We start from the raw sequence: 24,610 nt of genomic DNA on the forward strand, positions 1-24,610 counted from the left end.
TCTTTTTCAAGCTAGGTTGATTAATAATGACATTTTGAACACTCCAGACCTCCAATGTCCTCTACTTTAAGAGGTTCTTTGCTATGCTCAGCATGCAACTCCACTAACTTGGTGTAGTATTCGTTATCTTTTGTATTGACTTCAGTTTCTCTGTGGCAATTGATACACCACCCCATGGTAAGGGTTGAATATTGGTAAACAACATCCATTTCTTCTACAGGACCGTGACACGTCTGACATTCTAATCCACCTACTTCTACGTGCTGTGAGTGGTTGAAATATGCCAAATCAGGAAGGTTATGTACTCGTACCCACTCAATCGGTTTGGTATTGTCACCATACTCTCCGGTAGAAGGGTCATAATCAATGGCCGCATAAATCTTTTGTATCTCTGGAGACTCTGTCTTAATAGCCGTGTGGCAGTTCATACAGATATTTGCTGAGGGAATGTTGGCAGCTTTTGACTTTCTTACTCCGGTGTGGCAGTAGTTACAATCAATTTCAAACTGACCTGCATGAATCTGGTGTGAAAATGCAATTGGCTGATTCGGCTGATACCCCTGCTGAACGCCAATGGTAAACGCTCCATCGATGGCTGTCTTCAGTAAGAGGGCCACGAAAATGAACACCACAGACCCAATCACGAAATCACTCGTTAGTACTTTTTGAATGTCCGTTTTCTGATTAACCACCTCAACATCCTCAGGCGCCAACTCTTTCTGATCTTTCAGATACTTGGTCAGTACAGAGACCATCAATCCTAGCACAATGAGTATCAACACCAGCACAACCACCAATACAACCAGTATAGCAGTCAAATAGCCGGAAGAAACAGAATCTCCCTGACCCTGGGCCACCTCGCCGGTACTACCACCCTCTGCAGTCGCCACAGGTGCAGGCTCCTTATTTGATTCAACTTTTATATAAGAAAGGATAGAAGTGATTTCCTCGTCAGAGAAAGGATAAGCCGGCATAGCCGTCTTGTTGTATTCCTGCCATATCTGCACGGCATACTCATCACCACTTTGTATAAGCTTCTGTGAATTTCTAATCCAACTGGTCAACCATTCTTTAGATTGTCTCTCATGCACATTCTTAAGCGCTGGGCCTATCACCACGTCATTGATGGCATGACACTGGGTACAGTTGGCCTTGAATATACTGGCACCGGCAGACGCCAGGGCTTCATCTGTGGGAATACCATCTGCATCACCACCACCGGCTGCATCTTGCGCCAGTGCACCAAATGAGAAAAATAAGAAAAATGTGTAGGTGAGAGAGATTAAAACAAATCTGGTTGCTTTGGACATGGATTGTTTCTTTGTCAACATGTATTTTCTGCTGTTCTAAATCAGACGGGTACAAATGTAATACCGTGGGTACGTATTTCAAAGGCAGTTTTGCAACCCAGATGGCATTATCTCGTATGTGGATAACTTATGTTGATAAATTGAACTGATTATCAGCCCATTAGACCCCTCAGGAGACTAAAAAAAGTACTATTTAGAATCATTATAAATAAATTGATTGCTAACAATCATCTATTCAACGATTTTATCAATGTAGTCTGAATTTAGCAACCCTAAAGCTCCCATGTATTTCAGCTTAAATTTGACCCAATCTCCCACCTGATAATTTCGCTTGGTACTGCCCAGATCAATCACGATCATGTCAGAGCTGGCGCCGGTGATTTTCACACCCTTTTCCACAGGTATTAAGAAGTCTGTGGAGATATCGAGTAAGCCCAGATCCAAAATGGCGCGATAACTGGTTTTGCCATAATCCTCTTCATTGATTTCAAATTGTTCACCGGAAGGGTTAGTCGCCAGATCGCCTGAGGGCACTTTAGGTTTTTCAATCAATTCAATGATTTGGGCATGTAGCATGAAAACATCACTTTTCATGCCTTTGACTCCTTTGTTCGTAAAGAGGTTATTGCCAAAATACAACATCTCCCCTATCCTGAAATGATTGATTCCCTTGGGAAGTTGTCGGTTTAGTAGCAAAGGAAAAACTACCGAAGTACCCCCTGAAACCCACTCAATCTTACGGTTGAATTTGGCTTCAATCAGCTGTTTATAAAGACTTAGCTGAATTAGTTTATCCTGAGAGGGCATGACACCATACAAGCAATTAAGATTGGTACCCAAACCCACAACCGTGATATTAGGAAGCTGAAAGATCTGACCATAGAACTCCAAAAGCTGATCACCGAGAACACCCTCTCTCAGGTCTCCCATTTCGATCATAATAATGATCTTATGGAGCTTATTCTGACGTCCAGCTTCCTGGGAAAGCAGGCGAATGGTAGAAAGCTCCGTATTGAAGCTTACATCGGCATACTTAATAATACTGGGAATTGCCTTCTTTGCCGGGGGCTTAATATATACCGTTTGAATGCCTGTATCAATCTGCTTCACCGTCTTGAGATTACTCACTCTGGAGTCATGAATCTCACGTACTCCCAGGTCTACTAGTTCCTGTATATAGTTTTTGGTCCCACACAGAAGCTTTGATACAACACCCCACTCAATGCCTTCGGCATCCAGTCTGGAGGCAATGTACTGGTAGTTGTGTTGCAGCGATTTTCTCTTAAGCTTTAGATAAGCCATTGGTTGGTATTTGATTAGTTAACGCTTTGTTAGTAATGACTGTTCTGGGAATATTGCGTGGGAGTCTGGTGAGGAGCTCATAATTGAGTTGATCACTCAACTCTCCAAATGAAGATACCGAGATGGAATTATCCCCCTGATCTCCTATTAACACCACTTCGTCGCCTTTTTCAGCTCCGGGACATTCGGAAACATCCACTATTAATAGGTTCATGTTCACGATACCCACCACAGCCAGACGCTTACCTCTGATCAATACTCTTCCCTGATTACTTAATGACCTGGCATACCCGTGACTATAGCCTACAGGTACCGTTGCTATCTTCATATTTTCTGATGCCATAAAGGTAGTTCCATACCCTACAAATTCTCCGGTATTAACCTCCTTCACATCCATCACCTTACTCTTCCACTTCATCACTCGTTTTAATGGGTCTTCGCGAGAAGACACGTGCTTGATACAGTCAATAAAAGTTTCTTTGCTGGGCCAAAAGCCATACTGCAAAATACCTATCCGAACCATTTCCATTCGGCTTTTTGGGTAGGAAATGGCAGCAGCAGAACAAGCCGTATGCTTCACCAAAGGCTCCAGACCTGTGCCGCGGAGCCATTTATCCATTTTATTAAATTTTTTGATCTGATTCTTGACCCGTAAGTAATTGGCGATACTTTCTGCTCCTGCATAGTGTGTACAATCTCCCATTAACTCAAAATGGCCAAGGTTCTTTTTCAGAAACTCAACTGCCATCACAAGGTCCGTTTTATTAAACCCCGTACGATTGAGGCCAGTTTCAAACTCAAGATGTATTCTTGCTCTCTTACCAACCTTACGGGCTACTTCGATGGCCTTTTCCAGCCTATCGAGCTCAAACACAAAAAACTCCACCTCATTGAGCACAGCCCATTCGAGCTCTGCGTTATCCACAAAACCCATAATCATGACCTGAGACTTATGCATGCTGATGTTGGTCACTTCCAGAGCTTCGTCCGCACTAAAAACCGAGAAATGATCCACCCCCAGGGTTTCGGCCATCGGTACGAACTCAAAAATTCCATGTCCGTAAGCATTTCCCTTGACCACCGACGATAACCGAACATCATTACCAATGATCTTGCGGATATAACCAAGGTTATTGGCCAGGGCCGTCTGGTCAAGTTCTATTTCGGATGTTGCGAACATTTGTTTAGTCCTGAAGTTGTGAAATTATCTCTCTGAAAATAATCATTCCTGTTTGAATGAGCTCATCGGGAAAATCATAATCCGGGTTATGAAGTGCCGGACAATCTTTACCTGAGCCTATTCCAAACATGGCGCCGGGAAACCGCTCTGTGAATATCCCAAAATCCTCTCCCCATTTGAATGGAGTGGCACGCTGTTCGGTTTTCAACCCGCCAGCTACAGCTGCTCCCTTTATTGCAGTGATAACCCTTTCGTGATTAAAGTTAGCAAAGAAACTCTGAGTCCACTCGATCTGAATTTCAAGCTTATGAGCGCCAGCCACTTGTCTTGCAATACGCTCACATTTCTTTTCGTGCTCCCGAATGACCTGGTTTTCCCAGGCACGCAGTGTGAAATGCAACTCTCCGTACCCTGCCGAAACTCCGTAAGCCTGGTCACCCATGGTGGTATAGATAGGTGTTGCTATCCGGAAGTCATCGGCATTCAGATCAGGCTGGTTTTCTTTGAGTATCAACTGGGTGATTTCAGCCATTGCCAAGGCCGGGTTAATACCAAGTTCTGGTTCTGCTGCATGTGAAGTTTTGCCATTGAGTTTGATCACTATGCTATTTGCAGCAGCTGTGAACGTGCCGGATCTCCATACTACGGTGTGCAAATCATACCCGGGCAGGTTATGCAAAGCCACAGCATAGTCGGGTTTGATCGACTCAAACAAGGGGTCATTAATAATCCCTTTCGCTCCTGCTCCATTCTCCTCTGCCGGTTGAAATAACAATATCGCATCCCCTCTTTCCGGACGCTCCAGTGAAAGTTGTCTCGCCAGAGCATATAAGATGGATGCATGTCCATCATGTCCACATTTATGACTTACACCCTCATTGCGTGATTTGTGCTCAAAGTCATTGATCTCCTGAATGGGTAAAGCATCAAAATCTCCTCGTATCAATACGTTTTTTCCAGGTTCCTTCCCCCTGAAAATCGCAGCTATACCATAATGCTTAAAAACAATGAGCTCATCGGGCGAACAATCTGATTTTAACCTTTCAATCAAATGACGAGAAGTATTCTCTTCGAAACACGACAACTCGGGATGCTGATGAAGGTACCTGCGCAGGGATTTGGCCTCATCAATAATGTTGTGTTGCATTTGACTTACTTGGTTAACCGCATTTCGAGATATTTATTGGTAAAGCCCAGTTTCTCATAAAGACCTTTGGCCGGATTATCAGGCTCCACGTGCAAGGCTATATTTCCTTCTGCAGTGTTTATGGCTTTTTGCATCAGAGCCTTGCCGTATCCTTTCCCTCTTTTTTCTCTGTGGGTAGCAATATAAACAAGGATGTTTTCGGGTATGTAACCATCCATCCCCGTCTTATTGACCACCACAGCGCCTACTATTTCACCCTCGTCTTTCCCTACCAAGACAAACCCTCCTGGAGTAATTCCGGTGCTGAGTGAGTAGTTAATCGCTTTCATGATATCTTCCTTTTTGTCACCGTATTGATCCAGGTGGTTAAAAAGAAAGTCCCTTACCTGCTCTATCTCTATCAGGCCCACTGTATCCGATGGGCCAAGTATCTTGATCTCTAACATATATGTAATTGGTTATTGTTTGTTTTTGAATTGATTGATCATCACAAAGGTAATCAGTGACAGACCGATCCCATAGATATTGGCATCCAGACCTAAAGGCAAATCACTACCCATTAAAATTAACGAAATAGTAGTACCCCCGCCTATCAGCATAGAAAAGAAAGCAGCATTGGCACTGGGCTTCTTCATAAAAAGACCTCCTAAAACGGGTATGAACAAACCTGAAACCATAAAAGCATAAGAATAAAGCATAAGCTCAAGAACGCTCTGCATCATGGAGGCCAGCAGTACAGCAAAAACACCAATCCCTAGAGTAATGATTTGGGACAACCGCAGAAATTTCTTTTGATCGGTGCCATTGTAGCCAATAATATCAGTCACAAGGTTACCGGATGAGGCCATCAGGCAGCTATCTGCCGTGGACAGGACAGCAGAAAAATAAGCCGACATCATCAGTCCCATCAATCCGACGGGAAGGATGGTTCTGAGGAGCATAGGCAAGCCAATTTCAGCATCCATACCAATAGCACTCTCATACCCAAGGTAAGCAAACATCCCTGATTCAGCCCCTACCCTGGCAAACATCCCCAGGAGCACACCCATGAGCGCCATAACAGGCCACTCAAAAAGACCAGCGATGTACCATGCCTTTTGGGCAGCCTTTTCGCTCTTACAGGCATAGATCCTTTGATAGAGTGTCATCCCCACAAACCAAATCGGTATGATAGTAATTCCCCAGTTGACCATATCCTGCCATCTGATATTGGTCAATGAGAGAAACTCGGCAGGCAAAACCTCCCTGATTTTTTCATAGCCCCCAACACTTACATACCCCAACGGTAAACCTATAAACACCAGCCCGGAGAGAAGCAGCGCCCATTGGATGGTATCCGTATAGATGACGGCTTTGAGTCCCCCCATCACCGTATATACTACAGCAATGACTCCCATGATCACCAATGCGCTGGTCAGACTAAGATCTTCAAAAGTCGATGATGCCAATTTAGCTCCGGCCAAGAGCTGTGAACTTGTGAATCCGGCATAGCCTATAGCAGAAATGATCCCCGCGAGTAGGGCAGTTTTTTTATCATAAAAAATGCTGAAAATCTGAGGGAACGTAAATAGCTTTTTGAACTCAGGCAATGCACTAAGCTTTGGAATGAGGATAACTGCCGCCAACCACGCGCCTAATAAGCCTGTAAAAAGCATCCATGACCCAGACAAGCCCATGGTGAAGCCCAGCCCACCCAAACCAATGGAAAACCCACCACCTACGTCCGTAGCAACGACCGAAAGCCCCACATGCCAGGAGCTCATGGACCGGCCACCTACATAATAATCTTCTGTGTTCTTATTCTTTTTGAGGAAAAAGGCTCCTACCCCCAGCATTGCAATCATGTAGACAATAAATACCAGGAGGTCTATCCAGTGGATGCTCAAAACAATTAGTAGTGTTTGGGATTAAAAAAATGTACATCTGCTACGAAAGCAACTCAGAGTATTGCAAAATGTTCGGATCAATCACAATTATCTCTTCTCTGCGCAAGGTAATCATATAATGCCTGATGGATATCCGGTCTCACGTTGAGCTGATAAATGGCCTTACTTTCCCGTGAAGGATAGACGCGATTTGAAAGAAAAACGAATAGTAAATCATTCGCAGGATCAGCCCATACCAAGGTACCGGTATACCCCGTGTGCCCGTAGCTTTCGAAAGAGGCCGATTTTGCCACACTACTAATCAATGAGTCATATTCCAGAAGCGGTTTATCAAAACCCAAACCTCTCCGGTTTCCCTTATTGGAATACTGACAGCTTGTAAAATGGTCCACTGTAGCTGGTGTCAGGTATTGCTCATCGTTCAATCGGCCATTATCAAGCAGCATCTGCCACAAAGTAGCCACATCTTCCACTGCTCCAAACAATCCTGCGTTGCCTGAAACCCCTCTCATCAAAATGGCACCCTCATCATGTACCCTGCCGTGAATGGGTTCATACCTAAAGAAGGAATCAATTTCCGTAGGTACAATTCTGTCCAATGCAAATTTCTCCATTGGATTAAATGTGAGGGTACTCAGCCCCATAGGTTGGAAGAACATCTCCTGCAAATAAGTCTCAAATGGCATTCTGGTCAATCGCTGTACTATCTCCGGCACCAGATAAAAGAACAAGCCCGAATAGACATAATGTGGCTCCTTATTCACCGGTGCCTTCCTGATGTACTGCTTGATTCTTTTATAAAATGCATGATGAAGATACATTCCATCCGCGACCATGTAGGGATAATCTTCTGACTGGCTGCTTGATATAGTATGTCCCTTATAGCGACCGCTATTCTTTCTGATCTCTTCATAAAACTTGATCCAGCTCTGTAGCCCTGCCTGATGAGCCAGACACTGCCTCAGCGTTACCTTACTCACCTTTCGCCAGCCCAATCCGTCCACATAGTTATTGAGAGGCTCATCCAAATCTATCAGCCCATCATCATAAAGCTTCATCAAAGCCAATGTAGAAGCCATCACCTTGGTCACGGAAGCCATATCAAAAAGATCTGAAGTATAGACCGCATCAAGACTGTCATAAGTCTTATGACCATATGATTTTAATAAGATTGGGTTTCCCTTGTGTGAAGCGTACACCACACACCCCGGAAAAGCTTCCTGCTGAATTGCGTTAATTACAATCAAGTCAACCTTTTTTTGTAAATCTCCCAACAAATCCAAGGTGTCTTGTTGACTAAAACACTGATTTTGAAAAAAAATTGATAATAAAAATAAAATGATTGTTTTATATGCCATTTACGTGCTTAATTTTAAGCCTCAGAGAAAGCGAACTTATGGAAAATCACAAACATTTTGTAATTGATTTCGATAGCACGTTCACCCGGGTAGAGGCTTTGGATGTCTTGTGTGAGATCTCCCTCAGGGGTCAACCAGATGCCCAGGAGTCACTGGCGAAGATCAAAGAAATTACCGATCTGGGCATGGAAGGCAAAATATCCTTTCGGGAATCTCTTGAAAACCGATTGGAAATTCTCAGAGCACACAAATCTCATTTACCCGAATTAATCGCGAGACTGAGCGATCAGGTCTCCGATTCATTCCAGAGAAACAAAGAATTTGTAAGAAAATACTCCGGTCAAATTTATATTTTATCCAATGGATTCAAAGACTTTATTGTCCCCATTGTAGAGCATTTTGGGATTACCGAAGACCGGGTTTTTGCCAATGAATTTACCTATGATGAGGAAGGTAATATTGTTGGATTTAACAAAGAAAACCTGCTTTCTGAGAATAACGGAAAACCGAACAAAATACGTTCAATGAACCTCAAGGGTGAAGTATATGTGTTAGGTGATGGCTATACTGATTACGAAATCAAAAAAGCCGGAATCGCGCACAAGTTTTACGCCTTTACAGAGAATGTAAGAAGGGCCAATGTGCTCCAAAACGCAGACCATGAAGCGCCTAATCTAGATGAATTTTTATATGTAAATAAAATGGAAAGAGCACTCTCCTATCCCAAAAGCCGAATCAACGTATTGTTGCTTGAAAACATCCATGAGCATGGGATCAAGAAACTGCAAGAAGAAGGCTACAATGTCAAAGTGCATCCGGCTGGGATGGACGAAGACGAACTCATCGAAGCCATTAAGGATGTGTCCATACTTGGCATCAGGTCCAAAACACAGGTGACCAAAAAAGTACTTGAAAGTGCCAACCGACTGCTTGCCGTTGGGGCTTTTTGTATTGGTACTAACCAAATAGACCTTATTACTTGTCAGCGCAAAGGTGTGGCGGTGTTCAATGCTCCTTTTTCCAACACGCGCTCTGTGGTAGAAATGGCCATTGCTGAACTTATCATGTTGATGAGAAACCTTCCTGATAAGTCGGTTTCCATGCATCAGGGCAAGTGGAACAAATCAGCCAGTGGGAGTTTTGAAGTGAGAGGAAAGACACTTGGTATCATCGGTTATGGAAATATAGGTGCTCAACTTTCCGTAGTGGCAGAGTCCATTGGTATGAAGGTGCAGTTCTTTGACCTGGAAGAGAAGCTGGCACTCGGTAATGCTGTACAGTGCAAAAGCCTGGAAGAACTACTGGGCAGTTCCGATATGATCACGTTGCACATAGACGGCAGAAAGGATAACAACGGATTTCTTACTGAAAAGCACTTTTCTCAGATGAAAGACGGAGTGATCTTCCTCAACCTTAGCCGTGGGCCTGTGGTAGATATAGCTGGCCTGAAAAAATATGTACTGAGCGGTAAGATCAGAGGGGTAGGTGTGGATGTGTTTCCGGAGGAACCTTTGAGTAATGACGATGAATTTATTTCTGAATTACGGGGTTTACCTAATACCATACTTACTCCACACATTGGTGGGAGTACTTTGGAGGCACAGGAAAACATTGCGGATTTTGTGCCCGGGAAGATCATGGAGTATATCAATACAGGATCGACAAGCAATAGCGTTAATTTTCCGAATATTGTATTGCCTATGCTCAAAAATGCGCACAGGTTTATACATATTCATCGAAATGAGCCTGGAGTGCTGGCGAAAATTAACCATGAACTGGCCGCTCACAACCTGAATATTGTGGGTCAATACCTGAAAACAAATGAGGAAATTGGTTATGTAATTACGGATATCAACAAAGATTATGATGAGGAAGTAATTAAAAATCTTAAATCCATTAAGGAAACCATTAGATTCAGAGTTTTATATTAGTTTAGTCAGATATTTCAATAAAACCTAAGTCCCAATCCGCAATAACCGTTGTAATTAGTAAATTCGTGTTGTAGATTAGTTGCCAATGAATCACCATTCACCGCTTTGGAAATCGATATCATCTTTAAAAGACCTCAATCAAGTGATTGAAGGCTCCCGGCTGAAGCCAGCAATGGTTTTTAAGCACAGGGCCTCATCTCCTGAAAGTATCGAAAAAAAGATAGAGCTAGAAAATGGCTGGAACATATCCAGCGAGATGATAGACGTTTATCTTGTCGATGATATGAAATCCAAAGACGTCTCCAGAGAAATTTCAGAAATAGCGGGCATCAATCATGAATTCCCCCAGATTGTGCTATTTGCCGATGGCGTGACCATGTACGATGAATCACACGACATGATCAGCGTGAAGAAAATCAAACTCGCACTAAAAATCGTCAACAGAACCTTCAAGTGGATGGAGACCAGGGCATAAAAAAAGCTTTCGGAAACCGAAAGCTTAATGCCGTGAAGATCGTGTTGATAAACCCCTAAATAATAAGGATTTGAGCTGTGAAATAGGTCAAAGATCCACTGTTGTCCTGAAACCTTTCGATGACGAGGCCCTGATGGAAACCAACAGGGTGAGGCCCAATTTTGCTACCCCACTTGGCTCGGTATTGTTTTAGTGTTAGGTTTAAAAACAATATTACCTTCAATAGCGAAACAAACTTAATCAGTACTATTTCAAATTCTCAATGCAACATAAGATTTATTTCACACCGGGACCGTCACAAATTTTTTATACGGTAAATGACCACATGAAAGAGGCCTTTCAGAAGGACATTATGTCTATCTCGCACCGCAGTGCCACTTTCCAAAACCTCTTTGCTGAAGTAAAAGCCGATCTCAAAAGCCTGCTCAACGTTCCCGACAATTATGATGTCTACTTCATCTCCTCTGCCAACGAGATCTGGGAAAGAATCATTCAGAGCCTTGTCGGCAAGACGTCTCATCACTTCGTGAATGGATCCTTTGCTGAGAAATTCTATCAGTTTGCCACCGACTACCAAAAAGAGTCTACCATCACCCGAATGAGTGATGGTGAGGATTTTGATCACCTGGAAGTGCCGGAGAACACTGAACTTATCTCAGTCACACTCAATGAAACAAGCATTGGATACGCTTTCGATGCTGAAAGAATTTACCAACTGCGGGAGCAGTACCCGGATAAACTCATCGCTGTAGATGGCGTAAGTGCTTTTCCCGCTGTTCCCTTTGACTTTTCTAAAGTAGATACGGCCTACTTTTCTGTGCAGAAATGCTTCGGATTACCAGCCGGATTAGGTGTCTGGATTGTGAACCCCACGTGCTACCAAAAAGTGGAACAGCTCAGAAAAAGTGGTGTTGTTACGGGTAGTTATCATGATTTGCTACAGTTGAAAGCTTCAGGAGATAAAAATCAGACCCCAGAAACGCCCAATGTTTTGGGAATTTTCCTATTGGGAAAGGTGGTCAGGGACATGCTGTTCAGATCAGCCAGACTGATCCAAAATGATACCACTTACAAAGCCACCCTACTCTATCAGGCCATCGAAAAGTCGACGATACTGAGCCCATTTATTACCCACAAAATCAATCAATCAAAAACCGTGGTGGTAGCTAAGTGTGAGAACGGAAACAGTGACATTCTTGCCCGCTTCCTTGAACAGGGATGGGTCATAGGCAAAGGGTATGGTTCATATAAAAATGACCAAATACGCATTGCCAACTTTCCCGTTCATAGCAAAGAACAGATAGAACAGCTATCTGATTACATCAGTAAGACCTAATTTTCTTCTTAAAACCTTTCGATCAAGGTGATTATTCAGTATTTTATTGCGAAAAAGATTTATAAAATCATAAATCATTTTGAAACTTTCTTTCGTTTATAAGAATTGATAAATTGATTTCGATTTAATTTTGCACCCCAAGTCATCGCATTATAATATGTATAAGTACAATAAAATACTTGTAGGCCTCGATCACACGGAAACAGATCTGGATTTAGTGAAAGCTGCCTCAGATGTTTGTGAGTTATCCGGATCAAAGGTTGTCTACTTTGTAAATATCATCAGAGACATTAACCTGCCAGAGAAGCTCATGAAGGAGTTTCCTCACATTCTGGATCAGGCCATTGAAGAAAGGCGAAAGGACCTTCAGAAGACTGTTCACGATTATTTCAAATTCGAAGGTGCAGAGGTTGTCGTTAATGTGATTGTGGATCAGGGGCAGGTAACCAAAACCTTACTTAAGCATGCTTCTACTGAGAAAATAGATCTGGTCATTCTGGGCAGAAAAAATGAAAAAAAGGGTGGCGGAGTGTTGGTGAACAGAATTGCACGCCGGGTAGGTTGTTCGCTCCTCATTTTACCAAAGGGCTCTCAGTTTAGTGTAAGCAACGTTCTTGTACCCACTGACTTTTCGGCTTACTCCAGAAGTGCGTTGGAAAAAGCGACCATGTTGGTGAAAAAATCAAAAGCACCGGGCAAGATCATCGTTCAAAATGTCTACCAGGTGCCAGTGGGCTATCACTACACTGGTAAGAGTTTTAAGGAGTTTTCCGAGATAATGAAAGATCATGCCAAAAATGATTTCGCCAAGTTCACTCAAAGCATGAAATTGGACAAGGTGAATATGGAACAGATCTACACATTAGACAAGGATGAAGACATCATATCTGACATCTACAAAGCAGCCAAAAAGATTAAAGCCAGTCTCATCATCATAGGGGCAAAAGGCCGTACAGCCACTACTGCCCTCTTTATTGGCAGCAAAGCAGAAAAACTGATTCATGTGGATGAAGAAATTCCAATGCTGGTGGTAAGGCCGAAGGGTAAAAATGCCGGCATCATAGAATACATCAAGGAGCTTTAACAAGCTCCTTTTTTTTATGCCCTTAGTTTATCCAAAAGCACATTTAGCTGTCTCGCTTCTTCCTCCGAAAGGCTGACAAGTCCATCCTCCCACCTATCCATATCCAGGTCGGTTCTTGCCAGCAAATCAAGGCCCTGAGAAGTGATAATCACATCCACAGCACGCCTGTCATTCGGGCACTGCCTTCTAGCCACCAACCCTTTGGATTCAAGCTTATCCACTATTCTTGAAGCATTGGAGCTTTTGTCCAGCATCCTTTCTATAAGTAGATTGATGGTGGCAGGTTTTGGGTGCTGACCTCTGAGTATTCGCAAAACATTAAACTGTGGGGTAGTCAGGCCATAAGGCTTAAATAGTAGAACCTGTTTCTGGCTCAGCCAGCTGTTGGTATACAGTATATTTATGATGGCTTTACTCAACTCGCTTTTAAACTTCGACTGTTTGATATCTTCTCCTATTCCCATTTGGCGGTTAATTAACAACTACATTTAATGTAACGACATTTAAATTAAGGTGGTTCGATGAAATAAAAAAATCAACAGAAAAATTAAACCATCGGTTAATTTTAGACTCTAAACGGTAAATCACCTTTAGCCTACCTTGGAAGACTCCTTTATCATATCTAAAATTCAGGATCCCGAAACCATCAATTATGGCTTCAATTTACTGGTCAAAACCTACCAGGAACGTGTGTATTGGCATGTCCGGAAAATGGTAATCGATCACGATGATGCCGATGACCTTACCCAGAATGTCTTTATCAAAATCTGGAAATCACTGGGTAACTTCAGGGAAGAGGCGCGCCTGTATACCTGGATCTACAGGATAGCGACCAATGAATGCCTGAATTTTCTGAAAAAGAAAAGGCGCAAGTTTATGATCCCCATCCACGATGTGGCCGGGGAACTCTCCAATAAAATCGACCAGGGAACCTATATTTCCGGAGATGAAATTCAGCTCAAGCTTCAAAAAGCCATCCTGACTCTGCCTGACAAGCAGAGACTCGTTTTCAATATGCGGTACTTTGATGAGTTGAAATTTGATGATATAGCGGAGATTACAGGTACATCCGTGGGGGCTTTAAAAGCGAGCTATCATCTTGCTGCCAAAAAAATTGAGATTTTTTTAACTGAGCATTAAACCTTTGACAAACAAGAGCATCTAACCCTAAACAATGAAAAACCAACTGGACCATATCAACAAAACGCCACTGCCATTTGAGGTACCTGATGGCTATTTTGATCAGCTACAGGACAAGATCAGTGAGAAGGTCAGTCAAGCCCCGACTGCCTCGCCTATTCGTTTTCAGTGGGCCCTTGTGCCTGCCTTTGTTGTGACTGTCTTGGTTTGTTTTGCCATACTCAATACCGCTAATGAACCTGACAGGTCTTCCGATTTGCTTGCTTCCCTTACCAATGAGGAGATATTTTTCTACCTGGAAAATACAGAGATTTCGGAGGCTGAGATTGCCGCATTGAGCACTGAGCCCGAGACCTTACTGCGGGGCGTCAACATCATGGATCAAATGGATATTGATGAAGATGACTTCAGCCAATTGATGGAGCATTACGATTTGGATGATAATATATCACAGGACATTTAACTTATAAGCGATTATGAGACAGTTAATAACTTTAGTATTCATTCTCACTTCCATCGGGTTATGGGCACAAAGTCCCTCTACCATGGAGCGTGTGGAGGCCGCCAAAATAGCCCTGATCACCGAACGACTGGAGCTCACGCCAGAGCAGGCAGAAAAATTTTGGCCGATATACAGGGAATTTTCGGAACAGCAGCGAACCCTCAGAAAGGAGTTCAATGACCTGCGAACCAATCACAATCCTCAAACAGCATCTGAAGAGGAAAACAAAAAAATGCTGGAAATGGGGATGCAGATAAAAGAGCGTCAGCTTGGCCTGGAGCGCACGTACTCCGAACGGATGCAACAGGTAATCACCACGCGCCAGCTCATGAGCCTCAGAAAAGCCGAGGATGATTTCAAAGAAATGCTGATGAAGCGAATACGCGAGCAGCAGGGTCAGCGTGACCAAATGCGGCAGGATCGAATGCGCAACAACGATAATATGCAGCGAAAAAGAAATAATTAGCACCTACCCTACCTGATCTTTTGATAAAATACTTACTGACCATATGTCTGGCAATAACGGGGCTGCAACAGGCCTATGCACAAAGTGACTCACTCACCTGGGAGGAGAAATTTGCCCTGCTCGAAGCAGAAATGGACTCCATGTCGATTTTTTATCTTCTGGATAGCATTCTGAGCAGCTCCCCTCTGAAATACTCGGAGTTCAATGTTCGCATGAGCTACAACAGTAATGTGCTCAATGCCGGCCGAAACTATGGTGTCAATCAGCACAGCATTTCTCCCGGAATGTCCTATTATCACAATACCGGGTTATATGCTGATTACTCTGGTTTTTGGAACTCACAAACTACTCCCGAGTATAACCTTTCCATCTTTTCATTTGGCTATTTAGGTACCCTCAGTAAAAAATGGAGCTACTCCATGAGCTATGAAAGGTGGTGGTACCATGAAATCGAAAGTACCGGGCTAAATAACAACCTTGGTGGTAATATCACCTACCGAAACAAGCTGATCTATGCCACTATGGACTACAGCCTCCTGTTTGGAGAAAGGTTAGCCCACCGGCTGATCGGAAGCCTCTCCGGCAGCATTAGTTTGGGTAAATGGGCGTGTTTTAAAAGCATCAAATTATTACCCTCCATGTCCTCCATTTTTGGCAATTCACTGATCACGACCCGGTTCGAGGGCAACGTCATTGATGAATTCAGGTCCAATCAGGTACTCAGAACCAGTTTCCGTTCGGAAGAATTTCAAAGCTATGCCAATACGGTCCTCTCTGATCAGGAAAAGGAAGCTTTGAGGCAAATAAGAGAGAACAGAAACCTTACAACCAGAGAAAAAATTGGCCGGCAAATGAAAATATACCTTAGCAATGATGACGTATTGAACTACCTCTACTCCCTACTGGATACTACGGAAGAAAAATACGGAATCATGAACTACAGCTTCAGTCTGCCGCTCATGTTGGTCACCGAAAATTTTTCATTCCTTATTAGTTATACCTACAGTATCCCTGTCCAATTGCCCGGTGAAGACTATACGCTGGATCCTTTAGGCTATTTTGGAGCTTCTGTGATTTACCGGATTCCTTTCAACTATAAATAGAAAGATCAACTATTATTTGAAAGTAAATGCCCTACCTTTGCATCCCGTAACATCACCAAAGATCAAAGTAATTCAATGTCCAAGGTCAAATACATTTTCGTTACGGGAGGCGTAACTTCTTCGCTGGGAAAAGGAATCATTTCAGCATCTCTCGGCAAACTTCTACAGGCAAGAGGTTACTCAGTAACCATCCAAAAATTCGACCCTTATATTAATATTGACCCTGGCACCCTCAATCCTTACGAGCATGGTGAATGCTATGTGACGGATGATGGCGCAGAAACAGATTTGGATTTAGGTCATTATGAGCGTTTTCTGAATGTTCCTACTTCACAAAATAATAACGTCACTACGGGAAGAATCTATGATAATGTTATCCAAAGGGAACGAAAAGGTGAGTTTCTTGGAAAAACCGTGCAGGTGGTTCCTCACATTACAGATGAAATTAAGAATAACATCTTCAAGCTGGGTGAAACCGGCAAATATGACATCATCATTACTGAGCTGGGAGGTTGTGTAGGTGACATTGAATCCCTCCCCTTTATAGAAGCCGTGAGGCAGGTGAGATTTGAGCTTGGGCCTACCAACTGTATCTCCATTCACCTTACACTGGTCCCTTACCTCAAAACTGCAGGAGAGTTAAAAACCAAGCCCACACAGCACTCCGTAAAGGAACTTCTGGAAGCCGGAATACAACCAGACATCCTGGTGTGCCGGTCTGAGTACTCGCTCACTCCCGAAATCAGAAAAAAACTCGCCCTTTTCTGTAACGTACCGATCAATTCGGTGATAGAAGCACTGGATGCCGAAACCATCTATGATGTACCCATCCTGATGCGAAAAGAAAAGCTGGATGAGCGTGTACTGGCCAAATTCAAGCATTCGTACAAAAGGGAACCCAAAATTGACCAATGGAAAGAATTCCTTGGTAGGTTAAAGAACCCTACCAGTCAGGTAAGAATAGGCCTTGTGGGTAAGTACGTGGAACTAAAAGACGCTTATAAATCCATTGCTGAGGCTTTTGTTCATTCAGGAGCTGAAAACGAGTGCAATATTGAGATCGATTGGATTCATGCTGAGGAAGTAGATGAAGCCAACGCTAAAAAGCTATTCAAAAACCTTGATGGTATTTTGGTGGCACCCGGTTTCGGTGAACGCGGAATAGAAGGCAAGATCACCACGGTAAAATATGCTCGAGAGAACAAAGTTCCCTTTTTTGGAATTTGCCTCGGAATGCAATGTGCTGTAATAGAATTCGCCAGAAATGTACTAACCCTAAAGCAGGCCAATAGTACAGAAATGGACCCCAAGACCAAGCATCCAGTCATAGACTTGATGGAAGATCAGAAAAACATCAAAAACATGGGCGGAACCATGCGTTTGGGTGCCTATGATTGCAATGTGAAAAAAGGAACAAAGGCTTACAATGTCTACGGACATACCAAAATCTCCGAAAGACACCGACATAGATATGAATTTAACAATCAGTACCTGGAGCAATTTGAGAATGCCGGCATGATTGCCTCAGGAAAAAACCCGGACACCAACCTGGTGGAGATCATGGAACTGAAAGACCACCCGTGGTTCATTGGCTCGCAGTATCACCCCGAGCTCAAGTCCACTGTGGCCAACCCCCATCCCCTTTTTGTGAAATTCATTAAAGCTGCCATTGCACACCGAAAAGAAAAAGAAAGCATTTAACAAACAGAACTACGAGTAGTCAAATAAATTTATGGACAGAAATCAATTAACAGGTCTGATTCTGATGTTGGTGTTTATCACCATCTATTTTCAATTTTTCGCACCTGAGCCAAACCCCGAGCAAATCTCTCAACTCAACAAGAGCGATTCCTCACAAATCATAGATGACCCACAACAGTCAGCAATCAGTCAGCCCGGCACTACCGTACTTTCAGATAGTGCCAAAACCCGCCTGAGTGAAATGAAATTTGGCCTCTTCTCAGCAGCCGCTGAAGGGGAGGAAAAAGTCACTACCATTGAAAATGAGAAAATGATCGTTTCGTTTTCCTCAAAAGGTGGAGTGGTCAACAAGATCATTCTCAAAGACTTCAAGGATTTCAGAGGAGATCCACTGGTGCTGATAGACGATGCCCATGCTGCCCAGCACATTTACGTGGATCATTTGTCGAGAAAAGTTGATCTGTCTGAATTATACTTTACTGGAAGAGGCAAAAGCAACGTCACCAAAGCCGGGGATACCACAGTGCTGGAGTACCGACTTACCCTACCTGAAGGACAGTCTGTTACCTACAAATACACCATCCCTGGAGATGGCTATGAAATAGGCATGACGGTTGTTCAAAATGGACTGGAGTCCATTATTGGTCAGCAGGTGAGTTTCGCCTGGAACCAGCGTGCAAACAGGCTTGAAAAAGACTTCAAAGACGCAAGAAATCGCACCACTGTTAAGTACCGCTTTACAGATGGAGATGTAGACGAACTCTCTGCCACCTCTACGGAAAAAGAGGAAGAAACTATTGATCTGGCTACCAACTGGGTGTCATTCAGACAAAAATTCTTCACCAGCGCCATCATTTCGGCGACTCCATTCACCAATGGACAGGTAAGCAGTTACACCGATTTTGAGGATACCACATCAGTGAAAAACATGGCCATGACCATGACTCTGCCATACGCAGACTTCATTGGCAACAACTCTACCTTTAAGTTTTACTACGGACCAAACAACTACGCCATTCTGAAAGATGTCGCTCCGGACTTTTCAGAAAACGTAGATCTCGGATGGAGCATCCTTTCATGGATCAACAAATTTGCCATCATTCCGATCTTTCATTTTCTGGAGCAATACATTTCTAACTATGGAGTGATCATCATCATCATGGTGATCATCCTGAGAATAGTGCTGGCACCCCTTACTTACAAGTCGCACATGGGTATGGCCAAAATGCGGGTAATGAAGCCAGAACTGGACGAACTCAAAGCCAAGCACGGTGATGATGCTCAGAAAGCTCAGCAGGAACAGATGGCCCTTTACCAAAAAGTAGGAATTAATCCATTGAGTGGCTGTATCCCCATGCTATTACAGATGCCGATCCTCTTTGCCATGTTCTATTTCTTCCCTAACTCCATAGAGCTGAGGCAAGAAAGTTTCCTTTGGGCTACTGACCTTTCTACCTACGATAGCATTTTGGACTTACCTTTTGTAATTCCATTTTATGGCGATCACGTCAGTTTGTTCACTCTGCTGATGACTGCTTCTACCATTCTTTACACCTGGTCAAACAGTCAAATGACCACCGTACAAGGTCCCATGAAGTCATTGCAGTACATCATGCCGATCATGTTCCTGTTCTTTCTGAACAGCTACTCATCAGGTCTTACTTTCTACTATTTTGTTTCCAACATCGTCTCCTTCGGGCAGATAGCACTCTTCCGTAAATTCATTGATGAAGATAAGATCAAGAAAGTACTGGATGAAAACAGAAAGAAGAATGTAAATAAGAAGAAATCTTCCTTCCAGCAAAAGTTGGAAGAAGCCATGAGGGCTAAAGATCAAAAGAAAAAACCAGGCAAAAAATAAAGCCGGGTTAACAACTCTTTCGAGCAGGGAAGTCACTTAATCTCATGGTTAAGTGATTTTCTTTTTTCAGTGGAAAATTTACCGAAAGTGATATGAGCCAGGTTTATCCACAATTTGGCACTGCCAAAAAAGTAATCAACCATTTATACACAATTGAAATGTTAATTAATTGATTACTAACCTACTAAAGCTTAACACCGGGGGATGACGACTTTTTCTTTCTGGGCGCTATCTTTATCTTGTCTTTATGTTAAATATATTTGTGCGCTTTCTCTTTTAAGAAGGCGTGTAAAAGTTTCCAATTGAACTATGGGTAAAATTATTGCGATAGCAAATCAAAAAGGAGGAGTAGGTAAAACAACCACAGCCATTAACCTGGCTGCCAGTTTAGCCGCCCTCGAGTTAAAAACCTTAATAGTAGATGCTGACCCTCAGGCAAATGCTACCTCTGGTGTGGGTAAGAACCCAAAAGAAGTAGAAATCAGTATATATGAGTGCATGGTAGATGGCGCCGATGCTGAGAAAAGCATCGTGTCTACGGACATCAAATTCCTTGACCTGCTCCCCTCCCATATTGATTTGGTTGGTGCTGAAGTGGAAATGGTGAGTGTTGCTCAGCGAGAGGGCAAAATGAAGGAAGCTTTGAGTAAAGTGAAAGAGAAGTATGATTATGTGATCATTGACTGCTCTCCATCACTCGGCCTCATTACCGTCAATGCACTGACAGCCGCTGATTCAGTGATTGTACCCGTGCAATGTGAGTATTTTGCCCTTGAGGGGTTGGGGAAACTTCTCAATACCATCAAAATCATTCAAAACAGGCTTAATCCTGAACTGGAAATAGAAGGCATCCTGCTTACGATGTACGATCTCCGTCTCAACCTGTCCAATCAGGTAGTGGAAGAAGTGAGAACTCACTTCAAGAGCATGGCATTTGAAACACTGATTCCCAGAAACATCAAATTGAGTGAATCTCCCAGCTTTGGAGTGCCTGCCATTTCACATGATGCGGAAAGTAAAGGTTCATTGGCATACCTGAACCTGGCTCGGGAAATCATGCAGCGAAACGAAGTAACGGCATAACAGGAACATGACAGATAAAAAGTGGAAAAAGAAAACCGGACTAGGTAGAGGTTTAGGTGCGTTGCTGGAAGATTCCGAAGAAAAGGAAAACATCAGCGGATCCGGTGCCACCATCAGAGGAGCCATCAGTGAAATACCTGTTGATCAGATAGAAGTCAACCCATTTCAGCCCCGTACGGATTTTAATGAAGAAGCCCTGGAAGAACTGGCCGAATCTATCCGTGTACAAGGCATTATTCAGCCCATCACCGTTCGTGCACTTAGCGAGAATGAGTTTCAGCTGATCTCGGGAGAGCGTAGACTGCAGGCCAGTAAAAGAGCCGGATTAACGGCCATTCCAGCGTATATCCGTACCGCAGATGATCAACAGATGCTGGAAATGGCGCTGATTGAAAACATTCAGCGAGAAAACCTCAATGCCATTGAAATAGCCCTGAGTTACCAGCGTTTACTCTCCGAATGCGATCTGAAGCAGGAGGAGCTTGGAGACAGAGTAGGGAAAAACAGGACAACAGTCAATAATTACCTGAGATTACTTAAACTACCGCCAGACATCCAGATCGCTCTGAGGGATGGGAAAATCTCTATGGGACATGCCAGGGCCATTGTAAACATCGAGAATGTAGAACAGCAGTTGGCCATCTTCAAAAAGGCAGTCAACGAAGGGCTGTCGGTCAGGAAGGTAGAGGAACTCGTAAGAGACCTGAATTCTGAGAAGAAAGAAACACCAAAACCCAAGGAGCAAATTAATCCTGAGATCGCTAAATTGCAGGACAAATTAACTACACACTTTGGAACTAAGATTCAGGTCAAAGCAGATAGCAATAACAAAGGAGAAATCAAGATTCCATTTATTTCAGCAGAAGAGCTGGACAGGATTCTCGAATTACTCAATGTGTAACAACCCCTTGAAGTACTGGCTACCAATGGCGCTGCTATTGGTAGCATTTGGCAGCAATGCGCAGCGCAACCGGGCAGATTCACTTTTTTTGAATTCTGACCTCAGCCAGATAGAAACCATCAAAACCGTTTCTGAACTCGATCCCAACAAAGCAGCGCTTTTATCAGCCGTATTGCCTGGACTGGGACAGGCCTACAACAATCAGTACTGGAAAATCCCCCTGATCTATGGCGGTGGTCTGATCTTCGGTCATTACATCAATTACAACAATCAAATTTACAATGAGATGCGCAATTCACTCATTGCCGAAGTAGATTCAGATCCCAACACCGTCAACCCATACAAAGACAGGTTTCAGGAAACCGCACTCACCCGAAATAGAGACGCATTCAGGAGAAACAGGGACCTGCTTATTCTGATTGGTGCAGCCTTCTACCTACTCAATGTGGTGGATGCCCACGTATCTGCTCATTTGAACGAATTCGATGTGAATGACAACCTTTCTCTGAAAGTATCCCCATCTATTCAATCAACTCCATTATTTTCGCAAGCTTTAGGCTTTTCAATCTCACTAAGTATAAAATAATGCGCATCGCACTGATAGGATATGGTAAAATGGGCAAGTCCATTGAGCAAATTGCCAAGGCGAGAGGTCACGAAATCAGTTTCATCATAGACCAGGAGAACCACTCGGACATCCACAAGATATCACCTGATAATACAGACATGGCTATTGAGTTCTCACAGCCTTCTTCAGCTTATGATAACATTACCACCCTCCTTTCCAATAAGGTGAAAACCATGGCCGGTACCACCGGCTGGCTGGATCGGTATGATGAAGTAAAAACACTCTGTACAAGTACCAATGGCACTTTCCTCTATGCTTCTAACTACAGTGTAGGGGTCAATTTGTTTTTCGAACTGAACGAATGGCTGGCCAACAAGATGAGCCAACTGGAAGGATTTGTGCCGGAGATGGTGGAAGTGCACCACACGGAGAAAAAAGATGCCCCAAGTGGCACCGCCATTACCCTTGCTGAAGGTATTCAACAAAATGACCCCTCCGTAAAAAAATGGGTCAATGAGCCTTCTCAGGAACCCCAAACGCTGGGTATACTATCCAGAAGAGAAGCCAATGTGCCAGGCACGCACACTGTCACCTATCGTTCGCCACTGGAAACGATAGAAATCACCCATATAGCACACGACCGGAAAGTTTTTGCGGAAGGTGTAATAAAAGTAGCTGAGTGGGCAACTAACCAGACCGGAATCTTATCAATAAGAGAGTTTTTAAATAATCGATCATAAATGTATCTCAACGACTTTAGCCTGTCATTCACCCTGATTTTCGTAATCGGATGGTACTTACTGCAATCAATTGCTTATTACAAGTTTTTTGAAAAGGCCGGACAACCCTCATGGATTGGTTTTGTGCCTTTCTATAACTACTACGTTCACCTGAAGATTATCGGAAGGCCCTCATGGTGGCTATTCCTGCTCTTTGTGCCGGTGGTTAATTTCTTTATTGCACTGACCATCCACCTGGATTTGCTCAAGTCCTTCGGCCGATATTCATACAAAGATCAATCCCTTGGAGTGATCTTCGCTCCTGTTTACATGGTTTACATTGCCTTTAGCAGTGCCACCTATGAGGGTAAGGCCACAGAAATGCCCAAGAGAGTGCGCACGGTAGGTCAGGAATGGTTCGAGGCGATTGTCTTTGCTGTCTTTGCTGCCACTTTTATCCGATGGATTTTTATGGAAGCCTATGTGATCCCCACTCCTTCCATGGAGCGTTCATTATTGGTAGGTGATTTCCTTTTTGTAAGTAAGATCAACTATGGCCCAAGAACACCAAAAACACCCCTACAGATACCACTCACCCATGCCAAAATCTGGGGGACAGAAATCCCGTCCTACATAGAAGCCATCGAGCTTCCACAGTTCAGGCTGCCCTCTTTGGGGAAAGTGGAGCGTAATGACGTGGTGGTATTCAACTATCCCGTGAACGATACTTACAACCGAAGACCGGATGGAGATTTCCATCCACTTGACTTAAAAACGCACTACATCAAGCGCTGTGTCGCCATTCCCGGAGACGAAATAGAGGTTAGATCAGGTCAGGTATACCTCAACGGTGAGAAAGGAAAAGATCCTGAGATGATGCAGCACAAATACTTTGTAGAAACAGATCAGGTGATCAGGGATCGGGTATTCAGCAACTACAATATTTGGGAATATGGTCCTGCCGTTACCCCGGAGGGCAAAAAAGGATATGTGGTGCTTACTACAAAGTATGAAGCTGAACAGCTCACCCAGCTCGAATTTGTGAAATCTGCTGAGCCCATGTTCATGAATAAAGAAAATGCCGAACCACGAATCTTTCCGGACTCCAGGTACTTCCCCTGGAATGCAGACAATTTTGGGCCTCTGAAAATACCTGGGCGCGGTTTCACTATTCAGGTAGACGAATACAGCCTGGCCAAATATGGTTCTACCATTCAGGATTACGAAAATCTGACTGACGTTGAAATTGATGAGGACAAGCTCATCATTGATGGTCAGGAGGTGTCCGAATATACCTTTACCAAAGATTATTACTTCATGATGGGCGACAACCGACACAACTCTGAGGACTCCCGTTATTGGGGCTTTGTGCCGGAAGATAATGTGGTAGGTGAAGCTTCGTTTATCTGGATGTCTATGGATGAAAAAGGATCGTTCCTGAGCAAGATCAGATGGAGCAGATTATTCAATGTGATCGAATAATAATGCCCTGAGGTGTTTTAATTAACAAAAGATACTGCATAGGTTGGGCTCTTGTGTTAACTTAGGACCTTTTCT

At 43.4% G+C, this 24,610-nt stretch carries 23 protein-coding genes; 15 read left to right on the forward strand and 8 right to left on the reverse strand.

Annotation, left to right across the window (positions count from 1 at the left end; translation table 11 throughout):
- Positions 1-20: 20 nt before the first annotated feature.
- The 7 genes from RIH33_RS03120 to RIH33_RS03150 all read right to left on the reverse strand — a co-directional run bounded on the left by RIH33_RS03120 (position 21) and on the right by RIH33_RS03150 (position 8,072).
- The gene (locus RIH33_RS03120; protein ID WP_406653606.1) at positions 21-1,310 is read right to left on the reverse strand and encodes a cytochrome c3 family protein; all 1,290 of its coding nucleotides are present in this window, start codon (positions 1,308-1,310) and stop codon (positions 21-23) included.
- A 231-nt stretch (positions 1,311-1,541) separates the two neighbouring features.
- Positions 1,542-2,612: an alanine racemase gene (locus RIH33_RS03125; RefSeq protein ID WP_406653608.1), complete on the reverse strand. Its 1,071-nt coding sequence runs from the start codon at positions 2,610-2,612 to the stop codon at positions 1,542-1,544.
- Positions 2,593-3,792, reverse strand: a complete 1,200-nt coding sequence (gene alr, locus RIH33_RS03130; protein WP_406653609.1) for an alanine racemase — start codon at positions 3,790-3,792, stop codon at positions 2,593-2,595. The genes RIH33_RS03125 and alr overlap by 20 nt, the downstream gene beginning before the upstream one ends.
- Before the next feature lie 4 nt (positions 3,793-3,796).
- A complete protein-coding gene (locus RIH33_RS03135) occupies positions 3,797-4,939 on the reverse strand; it encodes an amidohydrolase (protein ID WP_406653610.1) in 1,143 nt (380 codons plus the stop codon).
- A 5-nt stretch (positions 4,940-4,944) separates the two neighbouring features.
- Complete coding sequence (locus RIH33_RS03140; RefSeq protein ID WP_406653611.1) at positions 4,945-5,385, reverse strand: GNAT family N-acetyltransferase; 441 nt, start codon at positions 5,383-5,385, stop codon at positions 4,945-4,947.
- 12 nt (positions 5,386-5,397) lie between these two features.
- The gene (locus RIH33_RS03145; RefSeq protein WP_406654033.1) at positions 5,398-6,819 is read right to left on the reverse strand and encodes a sodium:solute symporter; all 1,422 of its coding nucleotides are present in this window, start codon (positions 6,817-6,819) and stop codon (positions 5,398-5,400) included.
- An 83-nt stretch (positions 6,820-6,902) separates the two neighbouring features.
- Positions 6,903-8,072 (reverse strand): serine hydrolase domain-containing protein, encoded by a 1,170-nt coding sequence (locus RIH33_RS03150; protein WP_406653612.1) that lies wholly within the window; start codon positions 8,070-8,072, stop codon positions 6,903-6,905.
- A gap of 149 nt (positions 8,073-8,221) precedes the next feature.
- Between RIH33_RS03150 and serA the strand changes: the two genes are divergently transcribed.
- The 4 genes from serA (at position 8,222) to RIH33_RS03170 (ending at position 13,009) form a co-directional block, all read left to right on the forward strand.
- Positions 8,222-10,114 (forward strand): phosphoglycerate dehydrogenase, encoded by a 1,893-nt coding sequence (gene serA / locus RIH33_RS03155; protein WP_406653614.1) that lies wholly within the window; start codon positions 8,222-8,224, stop codon positions 10,112-10,114.
- A gap of 85 nt (positions 10,115-10,199) precedes the next feature.
- Entirely contained in the window at positions 10,200-10,589 is a 390-nt protein-coding gene (locus RIH33_RS03160; protein WP_406653615.1) for a monothiol bacilliredoxin BrxC family protein, read from the forward strand.
- A 262-nt stretch (positions 10,590-10,851) separates the two neighbouring features.
- The gene (locus RIH33_RS03165) at positions 10,852-11,925 is read left to right on the forward strand and encodes an aminotransferase class V-fold PLP-dependent enzyme (protein WP_406653616.1); all 1,074 of its coding nucleotides are present in this window, start codon (positions 10,852-10,854) and stop codon (positions 11,923-11,925) included.
- A 157-nt stretch (positions 11,926-12,082) separates the two neighbouring features.
- Positions 12,083-13,009: a universal stress protein gene (locus RIH33_RS03170; RefSeq protein WP_406653618.1), complete on the forward strand. Its 927-nt coding sequence runs from the start codon at positions 12,083-12,085 to the stop codon at positions 13,007-13,009.
- Between the two features lie 14 nt (positions 13,010-13,023).
- Here the strand turns inward: RIH33_RS03170 and RIH33_RS03175 are convergent, their stop codons facing one another.
- Positions 13,024-13,473, reverse strand: a complete 450-nt coding sequence (locus RIH33_RS03175) for a MarR family winged helix-turn-helix transcriptional regulator (protein WP_406653619.1) — start codon at positions 13,471-13,473, stop codon at positions 13,024-13,026.
- A 136-nt stretch (positions 13,474-13,609) separates the two neighbouring features.
- Here RIH33_RS03175 and RIH33_RS03180 point away from each other — a divergent pair, with 136 nt between their 5' ends.
- The 11 genes from RIH33_RS03180 to lepB all read left to right on the forward strand — a co-directional run bounded on the left by RIH33_RS03180 (position 13,610) and on the right by lepB (position 24,535).
- Positions 13,610-14,149 (forward strand): RNA polymerase sigma factor, encoded by a 540-nt coding sequence (locus RIH33_RS03180; protein ID WP_406653621.1) that lies wholly within the window; start codon positions 13,610-13,612, stop codon positions 14,147-14,149.
- Between the two features lie 34 nt (positions 14,150-14,183).
- Positions 14,184-14,612, forward strand: a complete 429-nt coding sequence (locus tag RIH33_RS03185; protein ID WP_406653622.1) for a hypothetical protein — start codon at positions 14,184-14,186, stop codon at positions 14,610-14,612.
- A gap of 13 nt (positions 14,613-14,625) precedes the next feature.
- Positions 14,626-15,117 carry a hypothetical protein gene (locus RIH33_RS03190; RefSeq protein WP_406653624.1) on the forward strand — a complete coding sequence of 164 codons (492 nt, stop codon included), beginning with the start codon at positions 14,626-14,628 and terminating at the stop codon, positions 15,115-15,117.
- 20 nt (positions 15,118-15,137) lie between these two features.
- A complete protein-coding gene (locus tag RIH33_RS03195) occupies positions 15,138-16,220 on the forward strand; it encodes a hypothetical protein (RefSeq protein ID WP_406653625.1) in 1,083 nt (360 codons plus the stop codon).
- A gap of 75 nt (positions 16,221-16,295) precedes the next feature.
- Positions 16,296-17,921 carry a CTP synthase gene (locus tag RIH33_RS03200; protein WP_406653627.1) on the forward strand — a complete coding sequence of 542 codons (1,626 nt, stop codon included), beginning with the start codon at positions 16,296-16,298 and terminating at the stop codon, positions 17,919-17,921.
- A 31-nt stretch (positions 17,922-17,952) separates the two neighbouring features.
- On the forward strand, positions 17,953-19,782 hold the full coding sequence (yidC, locus tag RIH33_RS03205; RefSeq protein ID WP_406653628.1) for a membrane protein insertase YidC: 1,830 nt from the start codon (positions 17,953-17,955) through the stop codon (positions 19,780-19,782).
- 309 nt (positions 19,783-20,091) lie between these two features.
- The gene (locus tag RIH33_RS03210; RefSeq protein WP_406653629.1) at positions 20,092-20,865 is read left to right on the forward strand and encodes a ParA family protein; all 774 of its coding nucleotides are present in this window, start codon (positions 20,092-20,094) and stop codon (positions 20,863-20,865) included.
- Between the two features lie 7 nt (positions 20,866-20,872).
- Complete coding sequence (locus RIH33_RS03215; protein WP_406653630.1) at positions 20,873-21,766, forward strand: ParB/RepB/Spo0J family partition protein; 894 nt, start codon at positions 20,873-20,875, stop codon at positions 21,764-21,766.
- 7 nt (positions 21,767-21,773) lie between these two features.
- Positions 21,774-22,352 carry a DUF5683 domain-containing protein gene (locus RIH33_RS03220; RefSeq protein ID WP_406653631.1) on the forward strand — a complete coding sequence of 193 codons (579 nt, stop codon included), beginning with the start codon at positions 21,774-21,776 and terminating at the stop codon, positions 22,350-22,352.
- Positions 22,352-23,074, forward strand: coding sequence for a 4-hydroxy-tetrahydrodipicolinate reductase (gene dapB, locus RIH33_RS03225; protein WP_406653633.1), 723 nt, complete (start codon positions 22,352-22,354; stop codon positions 23,072-23,074). The genes RIH33_RS03220 and dapB overlap by 1 nt, the downstream gene beginning before the upstream one ends.
- Entirely contained in the window at positions 23,075-24,535 is a 1,461-nt protein-coding gene (lepB, locus tag RIH33_RS03230; protein WP_406653634.1) for a signal peptidase I, read from the forward strand.
- Positions 24,536-24,610: the final 75 nt, after the last annotated feature.

It is taken from the genome of Marinoscillum sp., from assembly GCF_040222955.1.
GTDB lineage: Bacteria > Bacteroidota > Bacteroidia > Cytophagales > Cyclobacteriaceae > Marinoscillum.